A 23,285-nucleotide genomic window follows, 5' to 3' on the forward strand; every position below is an offset into this window, starting at 1 on the left:
AAGCTGGGACTGTGGACACACACCCTAGGCCACCTTGGCCGCCGGGAGCCGTCATCAATGCACCGAAACTTGGTGCCGCCAGTATATGCTCCGGTTACCACTGATCGCATTGGAACGGAATGGCAATGGCGACAATGAACAGGTCGAGCAGGTCCAGGATCACACCGGAGGCCAGCAGGCTCCAGGCAGAAAAAAGCCCGCAAGAGGCGGGCATTGGGACTGAGCTATCGGGACTACTCGGGGCGGACAGGTCGATACTCGGGCTCGGGATAATTCTCAGCCCCCTCGAACCAGGCGCGTACCTGGATCCGGTAATCTCGCCATTGCTTCGTTGTACCAGGCAAGGCAGTGGGATCTTCGTCTTCAATAGCGGATAATTGATTTGCTATGAAGTCCATTTCTCTCGACTGCCACTCGATCTCAGCTGTGGTTTTGTCCATCAATAAAAGCCTTGCATCAACGGCCTCGTATGCCCATTGCGGAACGTCTTCATAGAGCGTCTCCCCATCAACCAAGGGCATGCTGTCATCCACGGCTCGATAGGAGCCGTTTACCATCACTGCGTAAGGCATAAGTTACCTCTCAAGGATGTACCCCAGAACCCGGGCGGTGAAACCAGTAACCGGGGTGGTGCCGTCGTAGGAGTAATAGAACTGCTGCGCCGAATCGAGCAGCACGTCGCTTTCAAAGGCATTGCTTTGCAACACAAAGCTCCTGGAGTTAGCGCTGGTGGCGCCGATCAGCGAGTTACCGATTCGCACAAGCGGGCCTGAACTCGGCTCGCGGTTATAAAGGAGGCATCGAGCATGACTGGCTGTCGGGGGAACTACTGCTGAACAGTTCACACCGGTTGCCGTTGTTGCTGTACCAAGCGCCAAAACTTGCAGCGGCGCGCTCACCGTTGTCGCCTGGTAGTCCACGCGGCTCCCGGTCATTGTGAAATTGACACAGTCCGTCGCTGACGATGCCAGGATGCTGCCGATGTACCTGCGACTGTTATCACCCTGCTTCATGTAGGCGGGATATGCATATGCAACTGGCGGCCCGTTGGGGGCAATAACGAACTCAATCGCCGGTACGGCGCTGGCTCCGCTCGGATAGAGGTAGATGTGGTAAAGGAATCCCGCCAACATGTTCGTCGGCAGCGTCGCAACGATCTGCGCAGAAACATGCAAGACCCTTCCCAATGAAGGAATGTAGGCGGCCCCCGTATCAATTGCGATCTTTCCAGCAGACTGCCGACCAATCTTTAAGCCGGAAAGGAAATATAGAAGGCTCCCATTACCCCCCATGCTTGCCGCCAGCTGTGTCGTCAGGCCGGTGATCGAAGTGATATCGCTGTTCGCTCCAGACTTCGCCAGAGCGTTCAGATCAGCACCGCCAGTACCGCCTTTTGTGACTGGCAAAATATCGTAGTTGCCCGTGGTCCCGAGTGCGGCCAGCTTTATCCCCCACTGAAGATTGATGTTGTTGAACGCATCCGCCAGCGCCTTGGGATATCCCTGCACGGGCATGATGGCGTAAGCCACGCCGCTAGCGGTCGGGCCTTTGTAGGCGGGAATAATTGAGATCACCGTCGCGCTTGCGACGTTGCCAATCTCGTAATTGATACCGTCCGGGCCAACGAATGCGTCACCAATCCTTGAGTTCGCTGCAAAGTCTGCGTTCGTACCGACGACGGTGGTTGATCCATTGGTAACGGCAACCGTTCCACCTCTAAGCCAAGGCATAGTGCTTCCTTAATTTGGTCAATAAAAAACCCGCACTTGGCGGGCTATTGGTACGCGGCTTAATCAGAGCGGGCGCATCGGTCTGGCGGCAAAAGTGGTCCTACCGCTCTTGGCTGTGCCACCCTCCGAACTCACCAGAGCTCCCACATACCCATTCAGGGTTGCGCGCACTCCAGCGTGAAAACCGCAAGGCGTATCGAGAATGGTGTTGCCGTTGTTGATCTTTCCACCGAGCAAAGTTGAGGCGAGAAAGTAATCCTCGTAAGCGCCCGTCCATGGCATCTGATAACCAGACCAATACACACCGGACTGCTCTTGGCCGCGATTGTCGAGTGACCAGCCTTCATTGATGGGCAAGCCGGTCATCACCAGCAAGTTGTCCGCCCCGACAAAAATCTGTTCGTTGGCTGCATTGCGCAGCCGCAGATCGTACTGGTTGGGTGGCGACGTAGAGCGGAAGGTCGCCACCAGCCATTTGCCGCTGCAGTCGGAACTGTTGAACGGCGGCATTAGTTGCAACTTGAAGTAGAACCCCGTCCAGTTGCCCGGGCCGCCCGTATGCATCAGCGTGTGGTACATGCCCTGGTTGGTTGGATTGAGGAATACGTGCGGGGCCTCGGTTGTTGTTATGGGTACAGGGTAAGTGATCACGGCCTGGGTAATCGTTGTGGGCGCGCCCGGGGGCTTGCCTATGGTGTAACTACCGGATGCCGCGACGTTTAGGACTCTGTTTTCGCTGTCGATCTGAGAGAAGTTCTGACCGTTGCGCGATCTGAATCCGTAGTCCATGCCATCCTCCTATTGGTAGGTCAGAATAAAAACGTTGAGCACCACCCCCTGCCCTCGCCTCACCCTAAGCTGGCCTGTCGACCAGAATACCGCAGGCAATGAGACGGACTCACTGGCTTGAGTTTGAAGTGTGGCGCAGACGAATGACTGAGCCGTAATTTCCGGCATGCTGATGAAACTGGTGAAGTCGCTGGTGATGGGCGGCACGGTGACCTGCTTTGTCACAATCGACCGAACCGTCATGGTTGAAGTATCGAGGGTCAAAGTGCCCGCTGCGTTTTTCGTTCTAGCGCCGTAGTAGTCCATTACGTCATCTTCCCGAGTGCGGCACGCTCGATATAGTTCAGGTCGTAAACGTAGATCCCGTTATTGTTCAACAGCGTGTAACCGCTGTCAGATTGACCGCGCACCGTGAGCGTCCCTGCCGGGATGTTGATTTCCAGTAGCGGAAGCCCCTGCGAGTTCAGCGCCGCAGACCGCAATGTCATGCCGAGAACCAGCTCCTTGATGAAAGCCTGACTAATGATCGCCGTGTTCATAAACACTTGGCCGCCCTGCACCACAAACGGCGCAATCATCTGGCCGCTGACCTCATCAAGGATCGCGAAGCGTTGGGCGAATGCGAGGATCTGCGACTCTTGCTGCTCACCTTCAACGCCTATGGCGAGGCCCGCCATCACAGTTCGACCGCCTACAGTGGTAGACGTCTTGATGGTGGTAAGCGCCGACACCTTGCCGTTAAGACCTGAGATGGCCGTGGTGGCAGTTTCCGCTTTGGCAGTCGCACCGTTGGCCGTTGCGGTCACGCTTTCAATCTTCTGCGCCGTGGCTTCCTTGTCCGTGGCAACGGCCGACTCAAGCGTGGTGAGATTGGCGGCGTTCTTCCCAACTGCTGCGTCAATGGAGGTGAAGCGCGTGGCCGAGGCAAACTTCTCCTCCGCGATCACTTTGTCACTCTGAACAATGCTCGCCGTATTGTTCCAGCCCTTCAGCGCATCGTTCAGTGCTCCCGTGCCGTCGTCATCCCGTGATGCCGCCTGCAGGACTTGAACGGTTGCAGCCTGAGCCGTGACCTTGCCGTCAATGGTGTCAATCTGCGTAGTGTGCTGCTGGATCTGCAAGGCCATCGCATTGGTGGTTTCGGCAATGGTGCCCATGTCGTACCAGAAGGCCGCATTCGGCGGCGCAGTGCCGGCCGGTACAGCCTTGGTCGCCGAGAACAGCCGCCCATCCAAACGTACCACCTCACCCTTCACATAAGGTTTCAGCGGGTCGTAGACCATAGCATCCGTGATTTCGCTGATCAGCTCTTCCAGCTGCTGCTTGGCGACCTCTATCCGGTCATTAACCGAGCCTTCCCCGTCACCAGAGATCTTGCCGATCTCCTCCAGCAGCTGCTGGCCCAAGGCCGAAGCTTGGATCTTTCCGAGAAAGTACTGCTCGTACTCCGACTGATCGATGCTCACTTGCCCGTTGACGCCATTGACGGCCGGGAACCACGGCCCGACGTTGCCGGTGCGATCCACCAAACGCGCCCAGAAAAACAGGCTGGTACCCGGCACCAAGTTCTGCATCTCGTGGTTCGCCTGCGGGTAGGCGAAATCGGCCAGCTTCACGGCGGCGGCCAAGTCGTTGGCCTTGTTGTTCCAGATCTCCGTGCGCTGCGTGTCTTCCGCACCCGGCGGAAACCCCCACTCGAGGCCGATGCCGTAGACCTTGCTGGTAGTAGTTAGGAACGACACGGCCGGCGGCAAACCCTCCTTGCCCTTCAGGTTGGTCGGCATCGAACTGCGCCAAATCGACGAAATGTCGAAAGAGCTGACCGCGCGAACACGGGCCAAATAAGCCCCAGCGTAGATCCCGACCACATCGACGCCAGTTGCTCCAGTGCGCGGCAGCTTGATCCAATTGCCGCTGTCCTTGCGCCATTCGACGTCGTAGCCGACTGCGCCAGCAACCGCCGGCCAAGTGATAGTCATGGTGGCCACGGCAATGCCCTGGGACACAACCGAGTTTGATGTGACGGTAACGCTGGCCGGCGCCGGAACGACGGTGATCGGAATCACGCTGATCGGTCGCTCTTCCAGGCGTGCGCCAGTGTCGATATGAGCGAACTTGCTCGGGTCGTACTGGACGGCCGAGATCTCGAACACGCCAGCCTCTGGTCGAGATACGGAGGTCACGCGATACAACGGCACGGCCAGGTCGTCCGCATCGAGCGCCCAGACAAGTTCCGCCTCGGGCGAGACCGAATAAGCAGTGGTGACCGTTACTGCGCGGCCGGCAACGGACTGAACGGTGCGCCCCTCACACTTGCCATTGGGAAGGTTCAGGATCAGCCGATCGCCGGTCTTGGCCTGGGTATCACGATCCAAAGTGACGACGCGGCCAGCCGCAGCCGAAATGCGCCCACCGATCGCTCGGCCAGCCAGAAGCTCGTCAGCAATAGGAATGACGTAGCCAGGCAATGGAATTCGACCATCGAGACCGACCCGGAACGTGACGGCGCGGTCCTTGGAGTTGGTCAGCAACGCCCACTTGCCTCGGCGCTGTGCTTCTGACTCTCGGGTGCAACCTATCGCGCTGATCTCCAGCACATTATCGCCATAGCGCCGCTGCAGCTTCGCATCGGTGACGGCGGAAACGTCGGTGTCGTAATTGTTCGACGGGTTGTCATAGCTGATCAGTGCGCGGCTGTATCGGGTTCGCTCCGACGCGCTCGAGTATGTGAATGGCTGCCGACCTTCTGTGATGACGTTCGCACGGGTGTATGCAAAGTCGAAGTCCGTTGCGCGCGGCATATCTGAAAGCGTGAAGACTTGGCCCTGCGCCCAGTAGGTCATCCCGCGATAAATCGTCGAGATATCGCGCAGCAGTGACCAGGCGTCAGCCTTGCCCTGAAGGTTTAGATTGCAGATAAAGCGCGGCTCTTGGCCGCCTTTACCATCCGGCACCAGCTGATCGCAGTACTGGGCGATCCGGTACAGCTCCCACTTGTCGACCTGCCATGGCTTGATCCGGCGACCCAAGCCGAAACGATCATTAACGGTGATGCCGTAGGTGACCCACGCCGGGTTATCGGTCCAGGCTGCTTTGAAAGTGCCGTCCCAGATCCCGGTATAGCTTCGAGTTTCCGGACTGTAGTTGCTCGGCACCTGCCACTTGCGCGCAGGGCAGTCGACCGTTACGGCCGGAATACTGCGGAACTGCTCGGCCGAAAATTCGATGTAGAGCAGCGCGGTGTTCGGGTAGCGCAGCTTCGCGTCGATGACTTCCGTGAAGCCAGCGATCTGCATCGTATCGGCGATTTTGTTGTTGTTCTGGTTCGGGGTTATGCGGGTGATGCGCAACAACCACCCGCTTGTCGCCGCCGGCAGATCAATCCGTCGAGTGCGTTCGTAGGTGGTAGTGGTTTTGCCGTCGACAGCTTCGCTCAGCGCCTGCTGATAGGCGCCGCCGTCGGTTGCGACTTCGACCTTGTACTCAATTCTGTAGCCGTTGATGTTGTTTTCAGCATCTACAGATTGAAGAGCTGCCCACGCAAATCGCAGGCGCACCGCTGACAGTTCTGTGTTGCTGATCGCGCGTACCCAAGGCGTGTCGCTGCGCAACTCAATGCCAAGGGTGGTTTCGTTCTCTACCGATGGGATGCCCTGAATATAGCTTTGCTCGACGGAACCGTTGCGGTACTCCCACTTCACGTTCGGGAAGTTCATGTTGCCTTGAGGATCTTGCAGCGGGGTGTTGTCGAGGTAGATGTCCTGTGCTGTCGGGTTGCCGGCGAACTCGCCCTCACCCATGGCAATCAGTATCTTGGCCACGGCCACCGAGCGCAGGCTGTCCGGCGCTTCGGTCGGGGTCTTGGGCTTATCCGATCCGCCCTTGGCGCCGAAAACGTCCAGTTGCTGTGCTGCGCCCATACGTTTCTCCAGGCAATAAAAAACCGCCTCATGGGCGGTTGTGGTGGTCGTTGGTCGGGCTACATCTGGTCTTCGGCATAAATTGCAGCGCTGATGATCGCCCCGCCCCACCGACGCTTGCCGACACAAAGCGGTACCGGGTTGCCGGAAGCCGTGGTGTTTTTGGCGCTGCCGAACGCGTAGCCGGGAGTGTTCTCTGGGGCCGCGCTGGTTTTCAGCCCCTTCGCAGCGGGGCTGAGCATCTGAATGACACCGCCGATAGCCATAGACGCACCCATCGTGATCAAGGCTGACCCGAACGGTGCGCCAGCGCCGAATGTGCCCCCTGTAATGACCAGGCCTACGACAATCAGAACCGCGCCGATAATCGTCTGAAGCCCGCCAGCCTTCTTGCTTCCGGTGATGATCGGAGCGATGCGGATATCTCCATCTCCGCCGAAGCCCAGTTCATCCTCCCCAATATTGGTTTTCCCGCGGAACACCGCAAACTCCATCCCGCGAGATTTGGCACTGGAAAGGAACCGTTCAAAGCCAGGTATTTGGACGCACAGAGCCTTGATAGCTTCAGCCGGCGAACGGACAGAGAGTCGAAAGGACCGTCCGAACTGCCGGAGCTGTCCGTACAGAAGGATGGTGGTCATGGGCTGGTAGTTGATCGCCAACGCGGACATGCTTTTCTCCAGGCAACAAAAAACCCGCCGAAGCGGGCCTTGAGATTGATATCTATCACAGACAGTTTTGCAAAGCGGCCACGCGCTTGGCGGAAATCCAGTTGTTCAGAACGGCATAATATTTCGCAACCGATCCCGATGCTCCTGGTTGAATGTCGACGAAGTATTCGGAGCCTGCAGTGAATACGGTGTAGCCGCTGTCACGCCCTGGCTGTAGCGAAGCCTCAGGTGTCACGCCGAACAGGGGCTGATTCTGCCACTCATATTGGACGCACTGGGCGACAGCCTTATCGGACTTTTTTGAGTACAGTATTTTATCTGGGCCCGCCTGTCTCGCCTCGTTCATCGTCGGCGCCATACATCCCGCCAACAGCATTGCTGCGAACGCTCCTACGAATAATCTCATGCAGGTCACTCCTGTGGGAAAGACCGCACGATATCACCGAGCATCACGATGACGCAGCACCAGGCGGGCGCGCTGTAACCACGGGCCACCGAAGACGATGATCTCGCTCGGCCGGCCGTACAAGTGGTGCAGCAGGAACGGGCCTGGGCCGTAGGTTGCCGAATCCTCATTTGGCAGTGTCGGATCATTGCCTAGAAATATCCCGGCATGGTTCGGGTAAACCGTCCGCCCCACTTCCATCACGACCATGTCGCCACGCTGCGGCTGGTCGACCTTATAGAAGCCAGCAGCCTCGTAGTTAGCCTCGTAGAGACTTGCGTTGTCGGTGCTTTCCCACCAGCCATCAGCGCGCTTAAAGGCTTCGAACTCCAGGCCCCACTCGCGCTTGTACCAGTCGGCGCAGACCTGCCAGCAGTCCCAGGCACCGTGCACAAACGGCCGCTTCAACAGCGGAACATCACCCGTCGGCATCACGGTGCGCAGGTCACCCTCGGGCCAGCTGAGGATATGCCAAGGCATCGCGGTTACCTCGCACATGGCGAGGTCGCGCGGCGAAGGTCGGCTGGTGGCGTCCGGATGCGAATGAACGATGCCGATCATTTCGCCTGTGTCCTCCGCCGCGGCGTATTCCTCCGGATCAATCCGAAACTCTTCGCTCGGATCAGTCGAGATATTGCGGCACGGGTAATACTGCTGCTTTCGCCCGATGGCCAGCAGCAGCCCGCAGCACTCTTTCGGGTACTCGGCAGCGGCGTGCGCCTCGATTGATTTAAGAATGTGCTTGCGCATGGTCAACTCCGGGCAATCAGGGAAACCGCAGGGAAGCCGCCGTGATTGAGTTCGTTGTTCTCGCCGAAACGCAATTTGCAGGACTTGAGTCCGCCTTTGCATTCATCCTTCGCGGGGTCGTCAGTGGGGTTGTCATCGTCATCAAACATCGCACCGCCCGTGTACTGGCAGTCCGGCCCCCGGTAGCCACCAGTCATCGCCCAATGACAAAACGTTGTCATCTGGCGCCCCGGCAAACCGTGGTTATCAATCTCGCCTGGCGATGAAAGCTCCCACTGAATGAACTCGCCGTCTTCACCGGTCTTCTGGTCGATGAACCAGATCTCCAGCGCTTCTTGCGTCGGATCGGCAGTCGGATTGCCCTCGGGAAAGTTCGCTGCGTCCAGGTACTTGACCATGGTCTCGCGAACCGTTAGCTGAAACTTCAGCAGGTCATCAAAGGCTAGGCATAGCGCTGTAATGCGCCCATTGACGTTACCCGCCATGAACACTGGGCGAGTCGCGCTGCCGTTGCTGTCGGCACCGATGCCTTCAATCTGCACCGGCCACGCTGCATATTCATTGCCTTGCCACCAGATCGACTTCGCAGGCAGTTCCTCAGCGGAGCCTTCATAGGCCAGCAGTTCTTCAGGCGTGTGCGGGACCGCGTGAGAATGGAAGCGCAGGTAGTCCGCTCCGTACTCAGTGCCGTCGATTTCGAACAGCCGAATTTCGCCACCGGGCTCCAGTTTCTGGATGTCCGTGATCAACGCCATACGGCTTTACCTCAAGGGTGGAAGGTTTGTTCGAAGGTGGCGGTCAGCGTGTAAACCGATCCGCCCTTGTGTGATGGCTGGTAACCGCCGGGGCATTTATAGAGACCAAGCTCACCGAGAGGCGGCGTCCACAGGAACGCTTTCGCGCCCTTATGGCGATCGAGGAAGGCGATAATTTCCTTGATCCGCTCTGCACTGCCGGTGTGGCTGACGGGCCAAGATTGCACTTTGTTGTTTATCCCATCAGAGACCGACTGTTCGTAGCCATCGCCAAATTGCTTGGACCGGGTGCGCTGCTTGATATCGCCAGTTGCACCCTTTTCGATTTGCCAGGTGAATCTCTCAATTGTCATGAATCACCCCGTGATGGCTCTGTTGATTTTTCCACCCCGGCGCAGGTCGACGCTCACCAGCTTCTGGTAACGCTGATCAACGAAGTCGGCCAAGTCCTTGCCGAACTGCTGATAAGCAGGATCGTCAGTCGTGGAGCTGGTCGTACCATCGCTGGCAATCGACACTTGCACGCTAATGGCTGTGTCTCCAGAGCCGCCAAGCGCCCGAACCCCGAGCTGTCCACCTGCGGTACGTGTCAGCGGCATGATCGCTTCTGGCCCAGCCTCGCCCATCAGCCCTGCACCCTTGGCAAACGGGAAGATGGTCGGGGAGCTGACTACGCTGTTCGAGTAGGCACTCAAGCCGGGAGTGTCGAAGGCATTGCCCTTGGCGCTTGCTACTGGCGTGAAGCCCGACAGGTCGCCTGAGTATCCGGCCTGGGTCGATCCGGCTGAGCCCGTGCCGCCACCGGCGTACGAGGCTGCTGCGGAAGTGGCCAGACCGAATAGCCCGCTGAGTGCCGCAGAACTTGCCTGCCGAGTAGCAATGCGCGCCATGTCGGCCAGAATCGACTTCGCGAAATCGGCAAATGAAAGCTTCCCGGTCATGGCGAAGTTAACTATCGCGTCTTCCATCGAGCTGAAGGCGTTGCTGAACAAGCTTTTTGTCTGCCCGGCAACGTCCCGTGCCGACTCTAGGTAGTTCTGCCACGCCGACGATGCGCCCGCGCTCCAGTCACCCTGGGCGGCAGTCATCTCGTCATAGTTGGATTGCACGGTGTCATGCAGATCCTGCTGGGTGGTTTTAAGTGCGGCCAGCTTTTTGGTGTACTCGTCGAGGCTCATGCCCCGCGAGCCATCACCGTACTGATTGGCCAGTTCAAGGCTCTGCTGGTTGAAGCGATCATCGATGCCGTTCTGTTGATCCGTCAGGCCCCGTTGTCTGTCACCCTGACCAAGACCGGAAGCCGCTCGCAGCCCTTGCTGCCGAAGTGTCTCGACCTGTTGCTGCAGGGCGCTGGTGTACGTGCTGACCGCCAGAGTCTGCTTGCGCAGGCGCCCTTCTTCGTTGGTGGCGATGATCGACAGTTCGCTGTCGCTATCCTGCTGCGCCTTGACCATGGCGCTGCGGGCATCGGCGATCTTCTGATCGATCTGGATGACCTGCGCCGCGGTTGTGCCCTTTTTGGCCTTGGCCGCTTCGAGCGCTTCTATTTCCGACTGATAGCTGTGAGCAACTTCTTCGGACTGCTGCTTCAGCAGACTGATACGTTGCTCGGTGTAGCTGGCTTGGCTGATCACGCCGGCGCGCTGCGACGCCTCCAACTCCTTGTCGGCGTTTTTGTAGTAGGCCAGGGTCTCAGCCAAGGCGTTCTTCGCGTTGTTGAATCCTGTGGTGTCGACGCTGCCGGCGGGAGCCTTGGAGTCTTTGAACTGATCGTTGATGTTCGCAATGTTCTTATCGATGGCCGCCTGGTTCAGCCGGGGATCCGTCGGAGCGACCTTGCGAATGTCGTCGAGCTGTTTCTTGTATTCCTTGATTGCCTCGGCACGCTTTTGCTCATTGCTCAACGAAGACTTGGTCAGTGCGTCAATTTTTCCCGCGGCAACGACTGCATCACCCTGAGCCTTCGCCTGCTCACCTTCCCACTTGGCAGTATCGGCTTGAGCTGATTTTTCATCTTCCAGCATGTTCAGGCGGTCGCGCCTGAACTCGATCAGCGCATCCTTGGACTTCTGGCTTTGAAACAAGCCATCCATATTTTCAGCATCGCGGAGATCGTTCTGCGCGGTCTCAATTTCCGCATTAATGTCACGTCGGCCGATGTTCTTCAGGTTGTCCGCGGCCCGGGCGACAGCGTTGTAGCCCTTTTCCCAAAAGCTCAGGTTTTCGAGAATCTTCGGCGTGCGCTCGTTGATGGCGTCGGCGTATTGCTCGGTCGCCAGCTTCACGGCGCCCGCGTGGTCGCCCTGCTTCTCCAGCGCGGCGATCTGCGAATAAACCGAGGCCGTCAGGTAGTGATACTGCTCATTCAGCGCGGCCGACGCTTTGACCGGGTCGTCGGCCAGCTTGGAGAACTCGGCGACCGTCTCGCTCACTGCCTTGCCGGTGGCTTCCTGCATCGACACGGCGGCTTGAGTTATCCCGGCGAAGCTCTCGCCAGCGATCTTCCCGCTGCCAGCCAACAGAGCCAGGACCTCGGCAGCCTGGCCGGTGGTGCCGACAGTGGCGCTCACCTGGCGCGCCATGTCGCCCAGTTGCCCGGCGCTCACACCGGCGTAGTTGCCGGTGAGAATCAGCGATTTGTTGTAACTGTCCTGCTCTTCGCTCCCCTTATAAAACGCGTATGCGAGTCCGCCCACGGCTGCGGTGGCCAACGCGAGCGGCGCGAGGATGGCGAGTAATCCCGCAGCACCCGCGCCAGCGCCGGCCCCAAGCTGAGCCACGGCACGCACACCGCTACCCCAGTCGCCCGAAGACAGCGCATTGCCGAGCTGTACGACGTTTTCCTGCGCCTGACGGGTGCCGAGCTTCAGCCGGTCAAATCCAGTAGCAGTTTTCTCCAGCGCCGCATAGTTGCCGTCGATCTTGCCCAGGGCCGAGTTGTACTGGTCCTGGCTGATCCGGCCGGCATCGAGGTGCTTGCCCAACTGCTCGACTTGAGTGTCGAGCTTGCCCATGGCCGCACGAGCAGGGTCAATTGCGCCGAGCAGGCTGTTCAGGGCCTTCTGCTCATCCAGTGTCGACTTGGCCAGGGCCACCTGCTGCTTATCGAGCTGCGCGGTGATCTTGGTGAATTCGGCCTCGCCATAAGCGCCGGTCTTGGTCAGTTTCGCCAGACTCTCCCGCTGCCTGGACAGTTCCTGCGTGGTGGTCGCACCTTTCGACAGCGACTTCTCCAGCGCTTCCATCTCTTTCATCAGGCCAACGGCGGACTGCTCTGCCCGCTCGCCGGACTTGGTCAGCTTGTCGAGATCGGTCGCAGCCTGGGCAGCATCAGCGGAGTCGACCTTGATGCCGAGTTCTGCAATGTTCATCGACTCACCTTGAATAAGTGCCCGTCTTCACGGGCTGTTGTCGCGGGCTTCAGCCATAACCGCGATGGCTTCCGATTCCATTACGCGGATGTCCTGGAACACGCTTGGGCGATCCTTCGCTGGAATGCCGACGAGCTTCATCACGTCGGGCAGGACGCCGTAATCGAGTCCGGTTGCGCCGCATGCGCCCGTGCGCCACTGAGTCCACATCGAGTCCATGACAAGGAACGACCTCCAGTTGTCCGGCCAAACCTCGAAGGTTTCGTCGTAGTCCTCTGGCGAGAAGCCGAACATTGCCATCTGTTCAGCGGAACCATCAGACTCATAGAGCGCCCGGGCAGCGGCGGTCAGTTTCCCAGGCGGGCCTTGCCGAAGGCTTCGCTGTAGGCCTTCACCACAACATCCGAAACACCAACGCAGCTCGTCACCAGGGCAGTAATCGACTCATCATTGAGCTTGTCGTCGAAACCCCAAGACACGACCAGGTCCTTGATCTGATCGACCCCCTGCTCGACCTCGGCGGCAGTCACATCTACGAGGGTCGGCTCCGTGCCTTTGAAGCGTTCGCCGATGGCTTCCGCTTTTGCCTTCCAGGAATCGAACAGTTCAGCCAGCGCCGTGCGGTCGCGATATTTGAAGGTGAACGGCACCATTGCTGGTTTGCCGCCCACCTGTGGGATGGCCACATCGACGGTGAACGTCGGCTTCGGCGCGATGGAAAACTTTGCCATGGGAACCCCTTAGGCGTTGTAGCGAGTTGGGCGGGAGGCGAACGACAGCGTGATGGTCCGCGTCATGATGTTGTTGCGACTCAGCGTCGGGGTCGCGGTGATCGACACGTACGCGTAGTAGTAAATGGTTGCGCCGCCCGGGAGGTTTGCACGCACCAGGCGCGGTTCTTTGTCTTCGTCGGCAGCCTCGACCAGAGCCACATAGGCTTGAGCCGGATCATCAGCAACCGGCAGCGTCATGCTGCTGGCCGACTTGGTGGTGGGCAGTTGACGGTCATCATCGTCTTCGAGGAAGCCGTACGTGAGGAATTGCTGTTCGCCGCCGTTGGCAGCTGGCTCAGTGATTTGCGCGATCTGCGTCCAACCAGAAGCTGCCCGGACAGTGCCTGCACCGGAGCCAGCCGGGTAACTCTTCACGCTGGTGGTATCCACTCCTTCAGCCGCGAAGTCGCCCACATCGGAATCAATCACTCGCGCTGGACGGCCGTTCAGCTTCGCCCACGCAGAATCAATGACGATCACGTCGCCGTTGGCCAAGCCGTGCGCGGCAGCGGTCAGCACTGCGGGCTTGGCGTTGCTGATAGCAGTGAACGCTTTGGCAGTGCTCAGGATGGCCGCGATCTCGAACGTAGTGCCGTTGGGAATCTTGACGCTCATGGGTTTTCCTCTTTGCTGAAATGACAGAACCCGCTCGATGGCGGGTTCTGGGTTTGCCCAACGGGCTAATTCAGTTGGTGTCGGCTCGGTACAAGAACGAAACCGGCACTGTATAGGTGGTGTCGTCTGGAATGCCGGGGCCGGGATCAACCGGTGTCATCGTCACGACGGTCAGCGCACCCTTGGTGTTCCGCTCGTACAGCGGGAACAGCGCGGCGATCTGGTCGGCCAGCGCGCCGGCCGCACCGCGGTACTTGCCCGAAGGCGTCACGATGCTGACCTGGAACACTCCGGTGTACAGCTTGTGGTCGCCGCCGAGGGTGTTGCTCGCGGTGTCGGCCGGCAGCGTGAACGCCTTCAGGTAGGTGACGCCGTCCACTGGCATGTAGGCCTCGTTCTCGACGACGACCTTCAGCGGTACCGGTAGAGCTTTCGCCCAGTTGATCAACTTGGCCTCGTAGATCGAAGCGATGAGGTTATGGCTCATACCTGGTTGTTCCTGATGGCCTCCTGCACGATCTGCTGGAAGCGGGCCACGGTGATGCGGACCATGCCACCCGGCGCTTGGGTCGAATGTCCGAATTCGAGCGGTATGGCGTACGGCAGGTTGTTGATCAGGTAGGCAGTCTGTCCGGCGGTGAAGTCGCTGACAGCCGAAACCAATGCGGCGATGGTTGCTTGCCCGCCTGGATCAACCTCGTCAAAGGTCACGTTCTCCACTACATCGATCGAGAGGTGCCAATTCGCTCGGAACCGCCCGCCGACGTAGCCTTGTGGCGCAACGATATCCATGCCGTCGTTCAGCTTGCGACCCGGCTTGAGGCGACCCGCTTTCGTCAGATTGGCCGGATCGCTTCGTAGAGCACTGTTGTGCTCGTCGACGGCTTTGTTGTACTGGCTTGCTACCGCGTTCTGCGCCCAAACTTCAGGGTTACCGACAGGCGATATTTTGATGACGCTGGTACCGACTTCAATGATGATCTCTCGCAGACTCGCGTCGATGGCTTCCGTGGCCTTAGCCGCGAACTCGGCCAGGCTGAGCGCAAAGCTGCCGGACTGTCCAGAGCCCGCCCGGCTCATGATCTCACCTGCAGCTCATATAAAATTGGTGTGCCGGCCGGGTTGATCTCTTTCAGCGGCGGGACGATTGACCAGGTGCGGCCTTGAACGACGACCTTGTTCAGAAGGCTGGGTGCCCACTCAAGCCCCTGAGCGGCGATCTTGAGTTTCTTGTCGCCCTGCTTGATAAGGCTGTTGGCTTGAAACTCTTGGCCGCTGTAGTCGAGCAGTATTCCTTGGGCGGTCTGCTCGGTGATGGTGTCAGGGCCTGCGGTGCCGGTTTCGGGGTCGTATTCGCCGGGTTTGATGTCACGGATAGGCACGTCCTGGCCGAACTCTCTGATCATCTCCAGAGCCATCACGGCCATTTCGTCGTAAAAGGCCATGGTGGCTCCAGATGTGAAAAGCCCAGCGCGACGGCTGGGCTTTTTTTATGTTTCGCTTTCGTCCCAAAGTTGAGACAGCTTACTTCTTCGGCGAAGCAACATCGCGTCCGCATAATGGGCTGCCTCATCTGCGAGGACAGCCCCATCGGTTGGTTCTCTCGAAGCGATAGCAGTGATTGCTGCAGCCGCATACAAATCCCACGCTTCAAGTTCCTTTTCTGTATAGCTTTTTCTGTCAGCCATTTGGAGCTCCATTGAATGAACCCCAAAGCTACCACTATGCGCGAACTGCAAACAGACCGCGACGTTGCAGGTAGTCAGCAAACTGCGTTGCGCTCGGCCTATCCGGTGCCGCCGGTAACAGCCGGCCGCTGGTGTTGGTGATCGTCGCGTACTCGCGAGTTACCGCGCCTTCAACGCGCTCTAACGTCACGGCGCCCTTTCGCTTGTCGATCGGGTCGATATCGTCGGTGTGGATCTCAGCGGCCAAGGCCATCTGCCCGTACTGGATTCGCGCCGGCAGGTAGTTGTCGGGCTTGATTTGGTAGTCCAGTTCAACCCCTCGGCGCGGCCAGGCCAGAGCCTGATCGCTATCCGTCTTGCGCCCCTTCCAGGTCATGCCATCCATCGCCAAGGCGGACCGGCGAAGCAGTGCTTCTTGCGCAGCAACGTCCGTAGGGATGGTCACGCCAAACTTGCCGGCGTACATGACCAGGTCCGCGGCGCTCGCGTAGCTTTCGGCGTCTGGCTTACCGGTGCCGTCCTCGATGATGAGCATGGGTCAGTCCTTGGGTTTGTTCAGGTCGGCGCCTGCCTTCGCAGGTGCGGCGCGGTACTCAGCCTTCAGCGTAGCCTTCGGCGGCTTCTCGACTTCGCCGCCACGGTCTTCCGTGACATTGGCATCGATGATGATCAGGCCTTCCTTTTTGGCGATTGCCTTCACATCATCTTCGTAGCGGTGAAACGGGCCCGGCAGATACCAGATGTTATCAGTCATCACTGTCACTCCGCTGCGCCAGGGCATTATTCCCCGGCACAGTCATCAGATGGTTACTTGGAGGCGTCGCCGATCAGAGCAACACCGGCGGTGTCCTTGATGCTGGCTGCGGTTTTGTCCCAGTTGGTGCCGGTGGCGAGCGCGGCGCTGGATGGCGACTTGCCGCCGTTCGCGACATCCCAGGTGTAACCCTTGATGCCGAGGCCGAAGGTGTAGTCCACCTGGATGGTCGTGGTGATGCGCTCGTTACCGTTGTTGGTCTGCACGTTCGAGATGATGTCTCGATTGTCGTGCACCAGCGCCGCGCCAGCGGCCAGACCCAAGATGATCTCCTTGTTCGGCGTGCCGGCTTGAGCGAGAGCCGGTGCATCGGTGACGATCGAGGTCTTGCCGAGGATGTCGACGACGCGAACGTTGCCGGCCTGGAACAGGTTGTTCGGGTTGGCAAGGCCCTGGCCGACCAGCTTGTGCCAGGTGGTGCCCTGCATGACTTGAGCAACCAGGTTCTGGCTGGCGTCGCCGAACTTTGCATGCGCGCTGTTCAGGCCGGACTGGGAGATACCAAGAGTGGCCGATACATCGTTCACCGCACCTGACTGCGCAGTGATGGCCGCCACCAGCGCAGCGATGGCGGTGTTCAGCTGATCTTTCAGCAGCACTTCGGCGAATGCGCGGCTCGCGACTTCGACACCCTGAGCAGTCGGACGCTGCAGCCAGGTCATCTGCGACGGCTCGTAGCGGATAGGACCGAAACCACCCGCCACTTTCACGGTGGTGTCTTGCAGCTCAGTCAGGTCGACCGGCGTCACGACAGAGTTTGCACCGTAGCGGTTCACGCGACGCTGAGCTGCGCCGAGGTTCTGGAAGAACGACTCTTGCAGGAAGTCACCGGTGAAGCCGTTAGGCGACAGCACGATCGCGCCATTGCTGGCAGCGTTGAACGCCTCGAGCATTTGATCCAGCGTCTCGAGAGTCGCCGGCATGATGTAGTCGTTGAAAACCTGCATTTGAGACAGGGACATGAATTATTTCCTTACTTGAGAGGGAGATCAGAGAACCGGCTAGCGATCGCTGCCTGTCGTTCTTCCTTGGTGCCGCCGATATTGCCTTTTGCGGCCCCGCCGCCACCTCCAGCACCCCCGGCCCCGCCGCCAGATGCCTTACTACCCGCGATCAACGGCGCGAACGCCGTGTCGTTTGCGAATTCTGCTTTCAGCTCATCCAGCGTTGCCGCCGAGAGCTTGCCCTGCTGGTCGAGTACGACCACAACAGGCTTCCCATCGCGCTGCTCTACGCTCAAACGGCGTTCGATGTGCGGCAACAGGGCTTTGGCGCTGCCCGGGATTGCCAGGGCAGACGCGATGTCAGTAGCGGTACGGCCGACAGTCAGATCCCGGATCTGAGTACTCAGCGTTCCACGCTCCTGTTCCAGCATGCCGTTCAGCTCGGCTTCGCGGCGGGTGAATTTTTCAGTCCAAGAACGTTCGAGCTCTTCGACGTTGCCGGACTTGCGAGCAAGTTCTTCGCGCTCAAGGCGAGCAGCCTCTTCGGCTTCGCGCGCCTTCTTCTCGGCAGCTTTTTTCTCGCCGAGCAGCTCGTCGACCTTGGCCTTGAGGCCGGATACGTCTTCGGGTTGTGGCAGGCCTTCAACGCCGAGTACGAACTTGCCGTCCTTCTCGGTGTAAAGAGCGCGCACGGATTCATCGACACCTTCAAGGCTGTCCAGTTGGAATTTCAGCATTTGTTGTCTCCCAGAGACGTAAGGGCAGGCCCTGCCTACCGATGGAAAAGAAGTTAAAGTCCAGGTCCACTAACTGGAGGGAAAGAACACGTGGAAAAGAATGCTGCTGAAGCTCCGGATAACCGCAAAAAAAACGGCTATTCCGCAAGCGCCATTTCATTGTTTATCGCCATCATCACTGCTCTAGGCGTATTTCTCGGCGCCGGTGTTGGTGCATATGCGACAGTTGTGTCGGCTCAAAAAAACAGAGAAGAGAGCTGCCTAAAACGAGTCGATGATCGGGAAATGCTGACTCGAAAAAGGGCTGAAGTCCTATTGGGCAGCATGGGAAGCTTCCTAGGTTCTATTGCCTCACCCGGAGGCATCCCCAGAGAGCCTGGCAGGCTCGTCATGCAGTCAGCATTCGAGCTAACCGCGTACGCACCTCTAGAGTTGAACGTGGTAGCGCTGAAAATAAGCACATCGGTTTACTTGGGTCTCACGGCCCACACGCAGGAGCAGCAGGAAACCGCCATTCAGGCCGCGAGCGAGTCGTTCAAAGGGTGGAACGACAACTACATAAAGCTCATGACGTCATTCGATACCGAGCGGAAGAAATGTGCGCAACAGTGATCTCATAGCCGAGCACGCTCGAAGGCCAGAGGCTCAAGAGCCTTCATCTGAACGAGGGTCAACGGCTTAAAATTGCGATCAAGCTGCAGCTCTGAGAATCGTTCGATACTCAGGCCGCCTTCGCGGAGAAGCTTGGCGCGGACCGGGCCAATGGCCTTGTCCTGAAACGCCGCCGGCTGCTGCTTGAGCCAGTCGTAATAGCTGAGATCTGCCCTAACCTGCTGGGCGCCGCCGCCACCGATGGATGCGCGTGTGGCGTCCTTGGCGAACAGAGCGCTGAAGCGAGTCACTGCCACCACCGTAGAGCGACAGTTGATGTGGATCGGTGGCCGCGGCCCCTCGGTGAGCTTGAAACGCTGCTTGTCGAGAGATCGGCACTGACTGGTGGTCTTTGTATCCAGTGTGCTGACCCACTCCACCGCCAGCACGACATCGGAGTTCTCTTTCAGCGTCTCCATGCGCGCTTGGGTGGCGACGTGCTGCACGGCCGTTCGCACCACGGCGCCGGCGTTTCGGCTGGTCGTGGCCAGGATGCCGTCGTTGTACTGAAGCGCCTTGGTCCCGCGAATGTTCTTGATGATCTGGAAGTTGGTCTGGCCTTCGAAGAAGCCCTGCCGGATCGCGCCAGTGAGGCGTTGTCGCTCGGTGGTGGTGAAGCCATCAATGAACGTCTTAAGCAGCTTGCCGCCGTCAGCACCTCGCACGCTGAGCGGGTTGCCGAGGATGGCCGCCCTGATTGCGGCAGCACCTGGCACCGCCGCATCGAACGAGACGCCCACCGGTGCCGCCCGGGTCAGGCTGGTCGCTTCGAACTCGGCCTCGTAGTTCGCAATGTCGATCAGGTCGAGGTTCAGCTTGTCGCTGTAGCGGTTGAAGATGCCCAGCAGCAGGCTATCGACCTCGCTCAGCAGGCGCTCCAGTCGAGCAACGGTGTAATCCGTCAGGTCGGTCCGGGTCAGCCGCTCGCGAATCGAGCGGTCGATCTCCTTGAGGAAAGGCCCGAACTTCGCGACCTCCCCCGACTTCAGTTGCTCGAGGAAAACAGCGTGACGAATCGTGGCATCAAGGATCGCTTGGTTTGCCGCCATTCGGGATTACCTCATCGTCATCTAGGTCGATCACCGGATTCTCTGTTTCCAGTTCGTCGCGGATCTGGTCGTCTGTCTTCTCGGGATCGATAACCCCGCGATCGCGCAGGTACTGCCAGAAATCGCCCGCCGGCAGCTTGCCGCCCTGCACTGCGTTGAACAGTGCGGAAAGGATCGTCGCGTCCAGGGTGATCTGACTGAAGTCCTGATTGAGCTTGTAGAGGGTTTCGCCAGTGGCGTTCACGAACTCGGCCATCCAGACCAAGCATTGGCTGTAGGCCTCACTGACGTTGCTCACCACCAGAGAAAGGACGCTGTGTTCGGCGGCGCTGTCGTTGTCAGCCTGTGTCGCGGTCTTCACAGCGCTACCCCGCTCAATGAGTCGAGCACCGAGCGACACCATGTCCTCTTTCTTGGCGTCCATGGCCTCTTTGACGAGGGTGTTCGGCTCAGGCTGAGCAAAGCCGCACGATCCATTGGCCGGCAGCGTTAGCGGAGCTCGCGAGCCAACGTAAATGCCGTTCGCTTCAAGGTGATCGCGCCATGCCTCATCGAGTCCGGAAATCCAGAACTGAGGCTGGCCAGAAAACCACACCGAGTCTTCATAATCCGCGCTGTTGCAGTAATGACCGATGTTGAGCACGGCCATGTCATACAAGGGCGAGTCGTCAATGCTGGTGTCGTTGTTCTCGCTGCCGAGGAACTGGAACGGGATCAGCTTCCAAGGATGACCGAGGCCATTCAGCGGAGTGAAAGGCGCGACGACCATCGTTGTTTCGCTGCTGCTCTCTTCCCAAACTTCCTGCGTGTAGATGCCGGCCTCATCGAGGCGAAGCACGCGGTATTGCACAACCTTTTCACTGCCGAAACCGTCGTCAGTATCTTTGTCAGCCTCTTCGCGCAGGACAACCAGGCTCAGCAGATGCTGCCCACCGACCTTGCGAGTCTTCCAGTTCCTGATGGCTTCGGCCGGGTAGCTGGCAACACTCGCCCGGGCCCGGCCCGCTTGTTCGTCAGCCTTGCTTACGGTACCGGCTTCGACGGCAGCGTAATCCACCAGCAGACCGTGGCGGCCGACTTCGAGCAGATGCCCAATGACCGATTGCGACTGCTGATAGACGCTCACGCCCTGCCCGTCGATGTCCTTCGACACGTAGTCGAGAGCGCCGGGGACAGTCAGCGTTGGCCAGGTACGAAACACTGCACCCACCAGACTGTGTTTAGTCCGGCCGGTCGCGTTGTAGAAAACGGCCCGTTGCTTGTAGCCCTTGTAGCGATCCCTGTTCTCGACGCTGGTGTCATGTTCATTTGGCTTCGGCAGATAAACATCGCCTCGGGCCTTGACCGTTTCGGAGCCTTTGCACACGTCGCGCACCAGCCGCCAACGGGACTGTGCCGCGTCGTATTCCGGGCGGGTGTAGGTGACGTCTGCCATTAGCGTGCGAATCCCATTTTGATTGATTTGACCGGCTTCCTTGCGCTCTTGGCGACAGCGAAGTACCGGAATCCGTCGGAGCCGTGAGACGTCCAGTCGTGAAGCGGTTTGTCTTTCCAGCAACCGCGCTTGTCGTCCCACTCCTTGCGGTAGTTCTCAAGGCAGGCGATTCCTTCCTCGCATTTGGATTCATCGAAGGCGCACTTGGGCAGGATCTCGCGAGCCTGTTCAATGCCGTCGTTGATACCGAGCTTGGGAACTACCTGGAACGTCATGCAGTACTTCTGTCCGTCGATCTCGTAGCCCTCTCGGGCCAGCTCTCGACGGGTCTTGGCATCGCTGCCGAACTCGCGGTTATCGATGTCATGCGGCCCCCAGTGCTCTGAATACGTGTAGCCACGATCCTTCAATACCTTCATGTAGTGGCGCAGCCCTTCGCCCGAGTTCTCGTAGTAATCGATGATGTGATATTCCTCGCCGACCTGACGCACGAACCAGATGGCCGTGGAATCGCCGACGCCGATATCCCAGAAAGTCATCACCGGCAAATGGCTGTTGTTCGGCAGCACACCGACACGCTGATTGGCGTAAAGCTTGGTGAACTGCTGGGCGTAGTAAGCACCCTCGATCGACTGCTGGAAGGCTTCGGCCGGCAGAGACGGGTATTCCCGCTTCATGTCGTCGCCGAGTGTCTTCTCCTTGGCGGCGTACCAGGCGCGCTGACCGTCGTTCGTGATGATCCTGTGCTTGGCGTGCAGTTCATTGAAGTAATCAGTCAGGCGTTGCGGGATAACCACATCGCGGGGATCAAGCCAGTAGGACTTGTTCTTCCACCAACTGAAGAAGAAGAACTTCCAGTCCAGCAGGCCCAGGGGTACGCCAGCCAGCTGCTGCTTCTCTGCGCTCTGCGAGTAATCGAAGAAGTAGCCGGCCCGGCCTTCCGCCGTCGATTCGATCGTGACGAAACACTCAGTGGCCACAGCCTCGAAAGCACCGGTGACAATCTCGCGGGCCTTGTGCGGAAACTTAGCGCAGATCTTCCCGAACTCGGACACATGCAGGTAGCGCAGCGTGCCGCCCCGGAACGAGGTGCTGACGTAGAGCGAGCCGCCCTTGCTGAACACCAGCTCGCCAGCGGCATCGTTGCTCGCCGGGTTGGCGGCGCGGATCTCGGCCGGCAGGTTGTCGTAGGCGTACTTCACTTTCTCCCGGAACAGACGCTTGGCGTCGTTCAGGGTGTGAGCGATCAGCGCGCACTTGGCAGACTCGAACAGAGCCGCGTCGAGCTGGATGATGCAGCACTCAGTGGTGAAGCCGAGTTGCCGAGCCTTCAGGATGATGTTGCGGGTGTGCATCCCATCGAAGTACTCGATCTGCTCGTCCGTCATCCGGAAGCGAACCTGTTTACCCTTTTTGTCGGTAATAAAATAGAGATTGTTGAGCCTCCAACGCTTATCCCGGAGCAGCTTCAAGTGCTCGGGCTTCATGTCAGGCTTCCTTCGATAGATCGTCCATCAGCTTTGATAGCTCGTCGGCGTCATTGCCGCCAGATTTTGTGTCGAGGTCGTAGGCTTGGCGCTCCAGAGAGATCAGGGTCTTCAGCGTCTCGGCCATTTCCTTCATCGTCTTGGAGCGACCCGGCAGATCGATGATCTTCTGGTACAGGTCGTTTCGTTTGTCCTGCCCGTTGTCGTCTTCGGAGCGCATCAGCTCGCCCAAATCTTCGAACAGGTGGCGGTTGTCCGTCAGTCCTTCAAGCTCATCCAGCAGTTTGTTCGTGAGGCGTCGGCCGCGTGAGATATCGCCGCGGTGAGCCATGCGTATGTTCGCAATGACCTCGGCGTTTACCTCGATGATCTCTCTTTCGGTATCCGCTTGTTTGGTGGATACCGCAGTGGATACCGTCCGTTTGGATACCAGTGCGTCAGCCTTGGCCTGGATCTTCGCCTTGAGGTTTCTCTCCCAGCCATCCCGCTTGGCGCGCTTGTTGATAGCGCCGTGGGTGATGCCTTGGGTCGATGCGATTTCTCTAATGGAAAGCAACCCGGCCCGGTAGGCGCGCTCGATTGCCTCCCAATCGGGTTGCTTGGTTGTCATGTCACACCTATAAAACAAAAAGCCCCGCTTTCGCAGGGCAGTGTTCGTTGA

At 58.9% G+C, this 23,285-nt stretch carries 27 protein-coding genes; 1 reads left to right on the forward strand and 26 read right to left on the reverse strand.

What is annotated here, in order from left to right:
• Window positions 1–233 precede the first annotated feature (233 nt).
• The 22 genes from ACA059_RS16845 to ACA059_RS16950 form a co-directional block, all read right to left on the reverse strand.
• Complete coding sequence (locus ACA059_RS16845; protein WP_497630164.1) at window positions 234–572, reverse strand: hypothetical protein; 339 nt, start codon at window positions 570–572, stop codon at window positions 234–236.
• Window positions 573–575: 3 nt separating this feature from the next.
• Window positions 576–1,730 carry a hypothetical protein gene (locus ACA059_RS16850; protein ID WP_497630165.1) on the reverse strand — a complete coding sequence of 385 codons (1,155 nt, stop codon included), beginning with the start codon at window positions 1,728–1,730 and terminating at the stop codon, window positions 576–578.
• Window positions 1,731–1,793: 63 nt separating this feature from the next.
• Window positions 1,794–2,519, reverse strand: a complete 726-nt coding sequence (locus tag ACA059_RS16855; protein WP_497630166.1) for a hypothetical protein — start codon at window positions 2,517–2,519, stop codon at window positions 1,794–1,796.
• A gap of 9 nt (window positions 2,520–2,528) precedes the next feature.
• Window positions 2,529–2,825 (reverse strand): hypothetical protein, encoded by a 297-nt coding sequence (locus ACA059_RS16860; RefSeq protein ID WP_497630167.1) that lies wholly within the window; start codon window positions 2,823–2,825, stop codon window positions 2,529–2,531.
• Window positions 2,825–6,439 carry a TipJ family phage tail tip protein gene (locus ACA059_RS16865; RefSeq protein ID WP_497630168.1) on the reverse strand — a complete coding sequence of 1,205 codons (3,615 nt, stop codon included), beginning with the start codon at window positions 6,437–6,439 and terminating at the stop codon, window positions 2,825–2,827. Before ACA059_RS16865 ends, ACA059_RS16860 begins: the two co-directional genes overlap by 1 nt.
• Before the next feature lie 59 nt (window positions 6,440–6,498).
• Window positions 6,499–7,110 (reverse strand): tail assembly protein, encoded by a 612-nt coding sequence (locus tag ACA059_RS16870; protein WP_497630169.1) that lies wholly within the window; start codon window positions 7,108–7,110, stop codon window positions 6,499–6,501.
• Window positions 7,111–7,165: 55 nt separating this feature from the next.
• Window positions 7,166–7,516, reverse strand: coding sequence for a hypothetical protein (locus ACA059_RS16875; RefSeq protein ID WP_497630170.1), 351 nt, complete (start codon window positions 7,514–7,516; stop codon window positions 7,166–7,168).
• Window positions 7,517–7,549: 33 nt separating this feature from the next.
• Window positions 7,550–8,305, reverse strand: a complete 756-nt coding sequence (locus ACA059_RS16880; protein WP_497630171.1) for a C40 family peptidase — start codon at window positions 8,303–8,305, stop codon at window positions 7,550–7,552.
• Between the two features lie 2 nt (window positions 8,306–8,307).
• Complete coding sequence (locus tag ACA059_RS16885) at window positions 8,308–9,060, reverse strand: phage minor tail protein L (protein WP_497630172.1); 753 nt, start codon at window positions 9,058–9,060, stop codon at window positions 8,308–8,310.
• A gap of 11 nt (window positions 9,061–9,071) precedes the next feature.
• Window positions 9,072–9,413 carry a phage tail protein gene (locus ACA059_RS16890; protein ID WP_497630173.1) on the reverse strand — a complete coding sequence of 114 codons (342 nt, stop codon included), beginning with the start codon at window positions 9,411–9,413 and terminating at the stop codon, window positions 9,072–9,074.
• Window positions 9,414–9,416: 3 nt separating this feature from the next.
• Entirely contained in the window at window positions 9,417–12,431 is a 3,015-nt protein-coding gene (locus ACA059_RS16895) for a phage tail tape measure protein (RefSeq protein WP_497630174.1), read from the reverse strand.
• 27 nt (window positions 12,432–12,458) lie between these two features.
• Window positions 12,459–12,731 carry a DUF1799 domain-containing protein gene (locus ACA059_RS16900; RefSeq protein ID WP_497630175.1) on the reverse strand — a complete coding sequence of 91 codons (273 nt, stop codon included), beginning with the start codon at window positions 12,729–12,731 and terminating at the stop codon, window positions 12,459–12,461.
• Between the two features lie 47 nt (window positions 12,732–12,778).
• A complete protein-coding gene (locus ACA059_RS16905; RefSeq protein ID WP_497630176.1) occupies window positions 12,779–13,162 on the reverse strand; it encodes a phage tail assembly chaperone in 384 nt (127 codons plus the stop codon).
• 9 nt (window positions 13,163–13,171) lie between these two features.
• Window positions 13,172–13,819 carry a phage tail protein gene (locus ACA059_RS16910; protein WP_497630177.1) on the reverse strand — a complete coding sequence of 216 codons (648 nt, stop codon included), beginning with the start codon at window positions 13,817–13,819 and terminating at the stop codon, window positions 13,172–13,174.
• Between the two features lie 70 nt (window positions 13,820–13,889).
• Window positions 13,890–14,306, reverse strand: a complete 417-nt coding sequence (locus ACA059_RS16915; RefSeq protein ID WP_497630178.1) for a phage tail terminator-like protein — start codon at window positions 14,304–14,306, stop codon at window positions 13,890–13,892.
• On the reverse strand, window positions 14,303–14,899 hold the full coding sequence (locus ACA059_RS16920) for a hypothetical protein (RefSeq protein ID WP_497630179.1): 597 nt from the start codon (window positions 14,897–14,899) through the stop codon (window positions 14,303–14,305). Before ACA059_RS16920 ends, ACA059_RS16915 begins: the two co-directional genes overlap by 4 nt.
• The gene (locus tag ACA059_RS16925; protein WP_497630180.1) at window positions 14,896–15,264 is read right to left on the reverse strand and encodes a hypothetical protein; all 369 of its coding nucleotides are present in this window, start codon (window positions 15,262–15,264) and stop codon (window positions 14,896–14,898) included. The genes ACA059_RS16920 and ACA059_RS16925 overlap by 4 nt, the downstream gene beginning before the upstream one ends.
• 45 nt (window positions 15,265–15,309) lie before the next feature.
• Window positions 15,310–15,507 carry a hypothetical protein gene (locus ACA059_RS16930; RefSeq protein WP_497630181.1) on the reverse strand — a complete coding sequence of 66 codons (198 nt, stop codon included), beginning with the start codon at window positions 15,505–15,507 and terminating at the stop codon, window positions 15,310–15,312.
• A gap of 34 nt (window positions 15,508–15,541) precedes the next feature.
• Window positions 15,542–16,042 carry a DnaT-like ssDNA-binding protein gene (locus tag ACA059_RS16935; RefSeq protein ID WP_497630182.1) on the reverse strand — a complete coding sequence of 167 codons (501 nt, stop codon included), beginning with the start codon at window positions 16,040–16,042 and terminating at the stop codon, window positions 15,542–15,544.
• 3 nt (window positions 16,043–16,045) lie between these two features.
• A complete protein-coding gene (locus tag ACA059_RS16940) occupies window positions 16,046–16,261 on the reverse strand; it encodes a hypothetical protein (protein ID WP_046047652.1) in 216 nt (71 codons plus the stop codon).
• Between the two features lie 53 nt (window positions 16,262–16,314).
• Complete coding sequence (locus tag ACA059_RS16945) at window positions 16,315–17,283, reverse strand: major capsid protein (protein WP_497630183.1); 969 nt, start codon at window positions 17,281–17,283, stop codon at window positions 16,315–16,317.
• An 11-nt stretch (window positions 17,284–17,294) separates the two neighbouring features.
• Entirely contained in the window at window positions 17,295–18,002 is a 708-nt protein-coding gene (locus ACA059_RS16950) for a hypothetical protein (RefSeq protein WP_497630184.1), read from the reverse strand.
• Window positions 18,003–18,092: 90 nt separating this feature from the next.
• Here ACA059_RS16950 and ACA059_RS16955 point away from each other — a divergent pair, with 90 nt between their 5' ends.
• Window positions 18,093–18,614, forward strand: coding sequence for a hypothetical protein (locus ACA059_RS16955; RefSeq protein ID WP_497630185.1), 522 nt, complete (start codon window positions 18,093–18,095; stop codon window positions 18,612–18,614).
• Between the two features lie 2 nt (window positions 18,615–18,616).
• Here the strand turns inward: ACA059_RS16955 and ACA059_RS16960 are convergent, their stop codons facing one another.
• The 4 genes from ACA059_RS16960 to ACA059_RS16975 are packed head-to-tail and all read right to left on the reverse strand — an operon-like array spanning window position 18,617 to window position 23,234.
• Window positions 18,617–19,702 (reverse strand): minor capsid protein, encoded by a 1,086-nt coding sequence (locus ACA059_RS16960; RefSeq protein WP_497630186.1) that lies wholly within the window; start codon window positions 19,700–19,702, stop codon window positions 18,617–18,619.
• Window positions 19,677–21,137 carry a DUF4055 domain-containing protein gene (locus tag ACA059_RS16965; protein WP_497630187.1) on the reverse strand — a complete coding sequence of 487 codons (1,461 nt, stop codon included), beginning with the start codon at window positions 21,135–21,137 and terminating at the stop codon, window positions 19,677–19,679. Before ACA059_RS16965 ends, ACA059_RS16960 begins: the two co-directional genes overlap by 26 nt.
• A complete protein-coding gene (locus ACA059_RS16970; RefSeq protein WP_497630188.1) occupies window positions 21,137–22,624 on the reverse strand; it encodes a terminase in 1,488 nt (495 codons plus the stop codon). The genes ACA059_RS16965 and ACA059_RS16970 overlap by 1 nt, the downstream gene beginning before the upstream one ends.
• Window position 22,625: 1 nt before the next feature.
• A complete protein-coding gene (locus tag ACA059_RS16975; RefSeq protein ID WP_497630189.1) occupies window positions 22,626–23,234 on the reverse strand; it encodes a hypothetical protein in 609 nt (202 codons plus the stop codon).
• Window positions 23,235–23,285: the final 51 nt, after the last annotated feature.

The organism is Pseudomonas sp. LBUM1647, assembly GCF_059716175.1.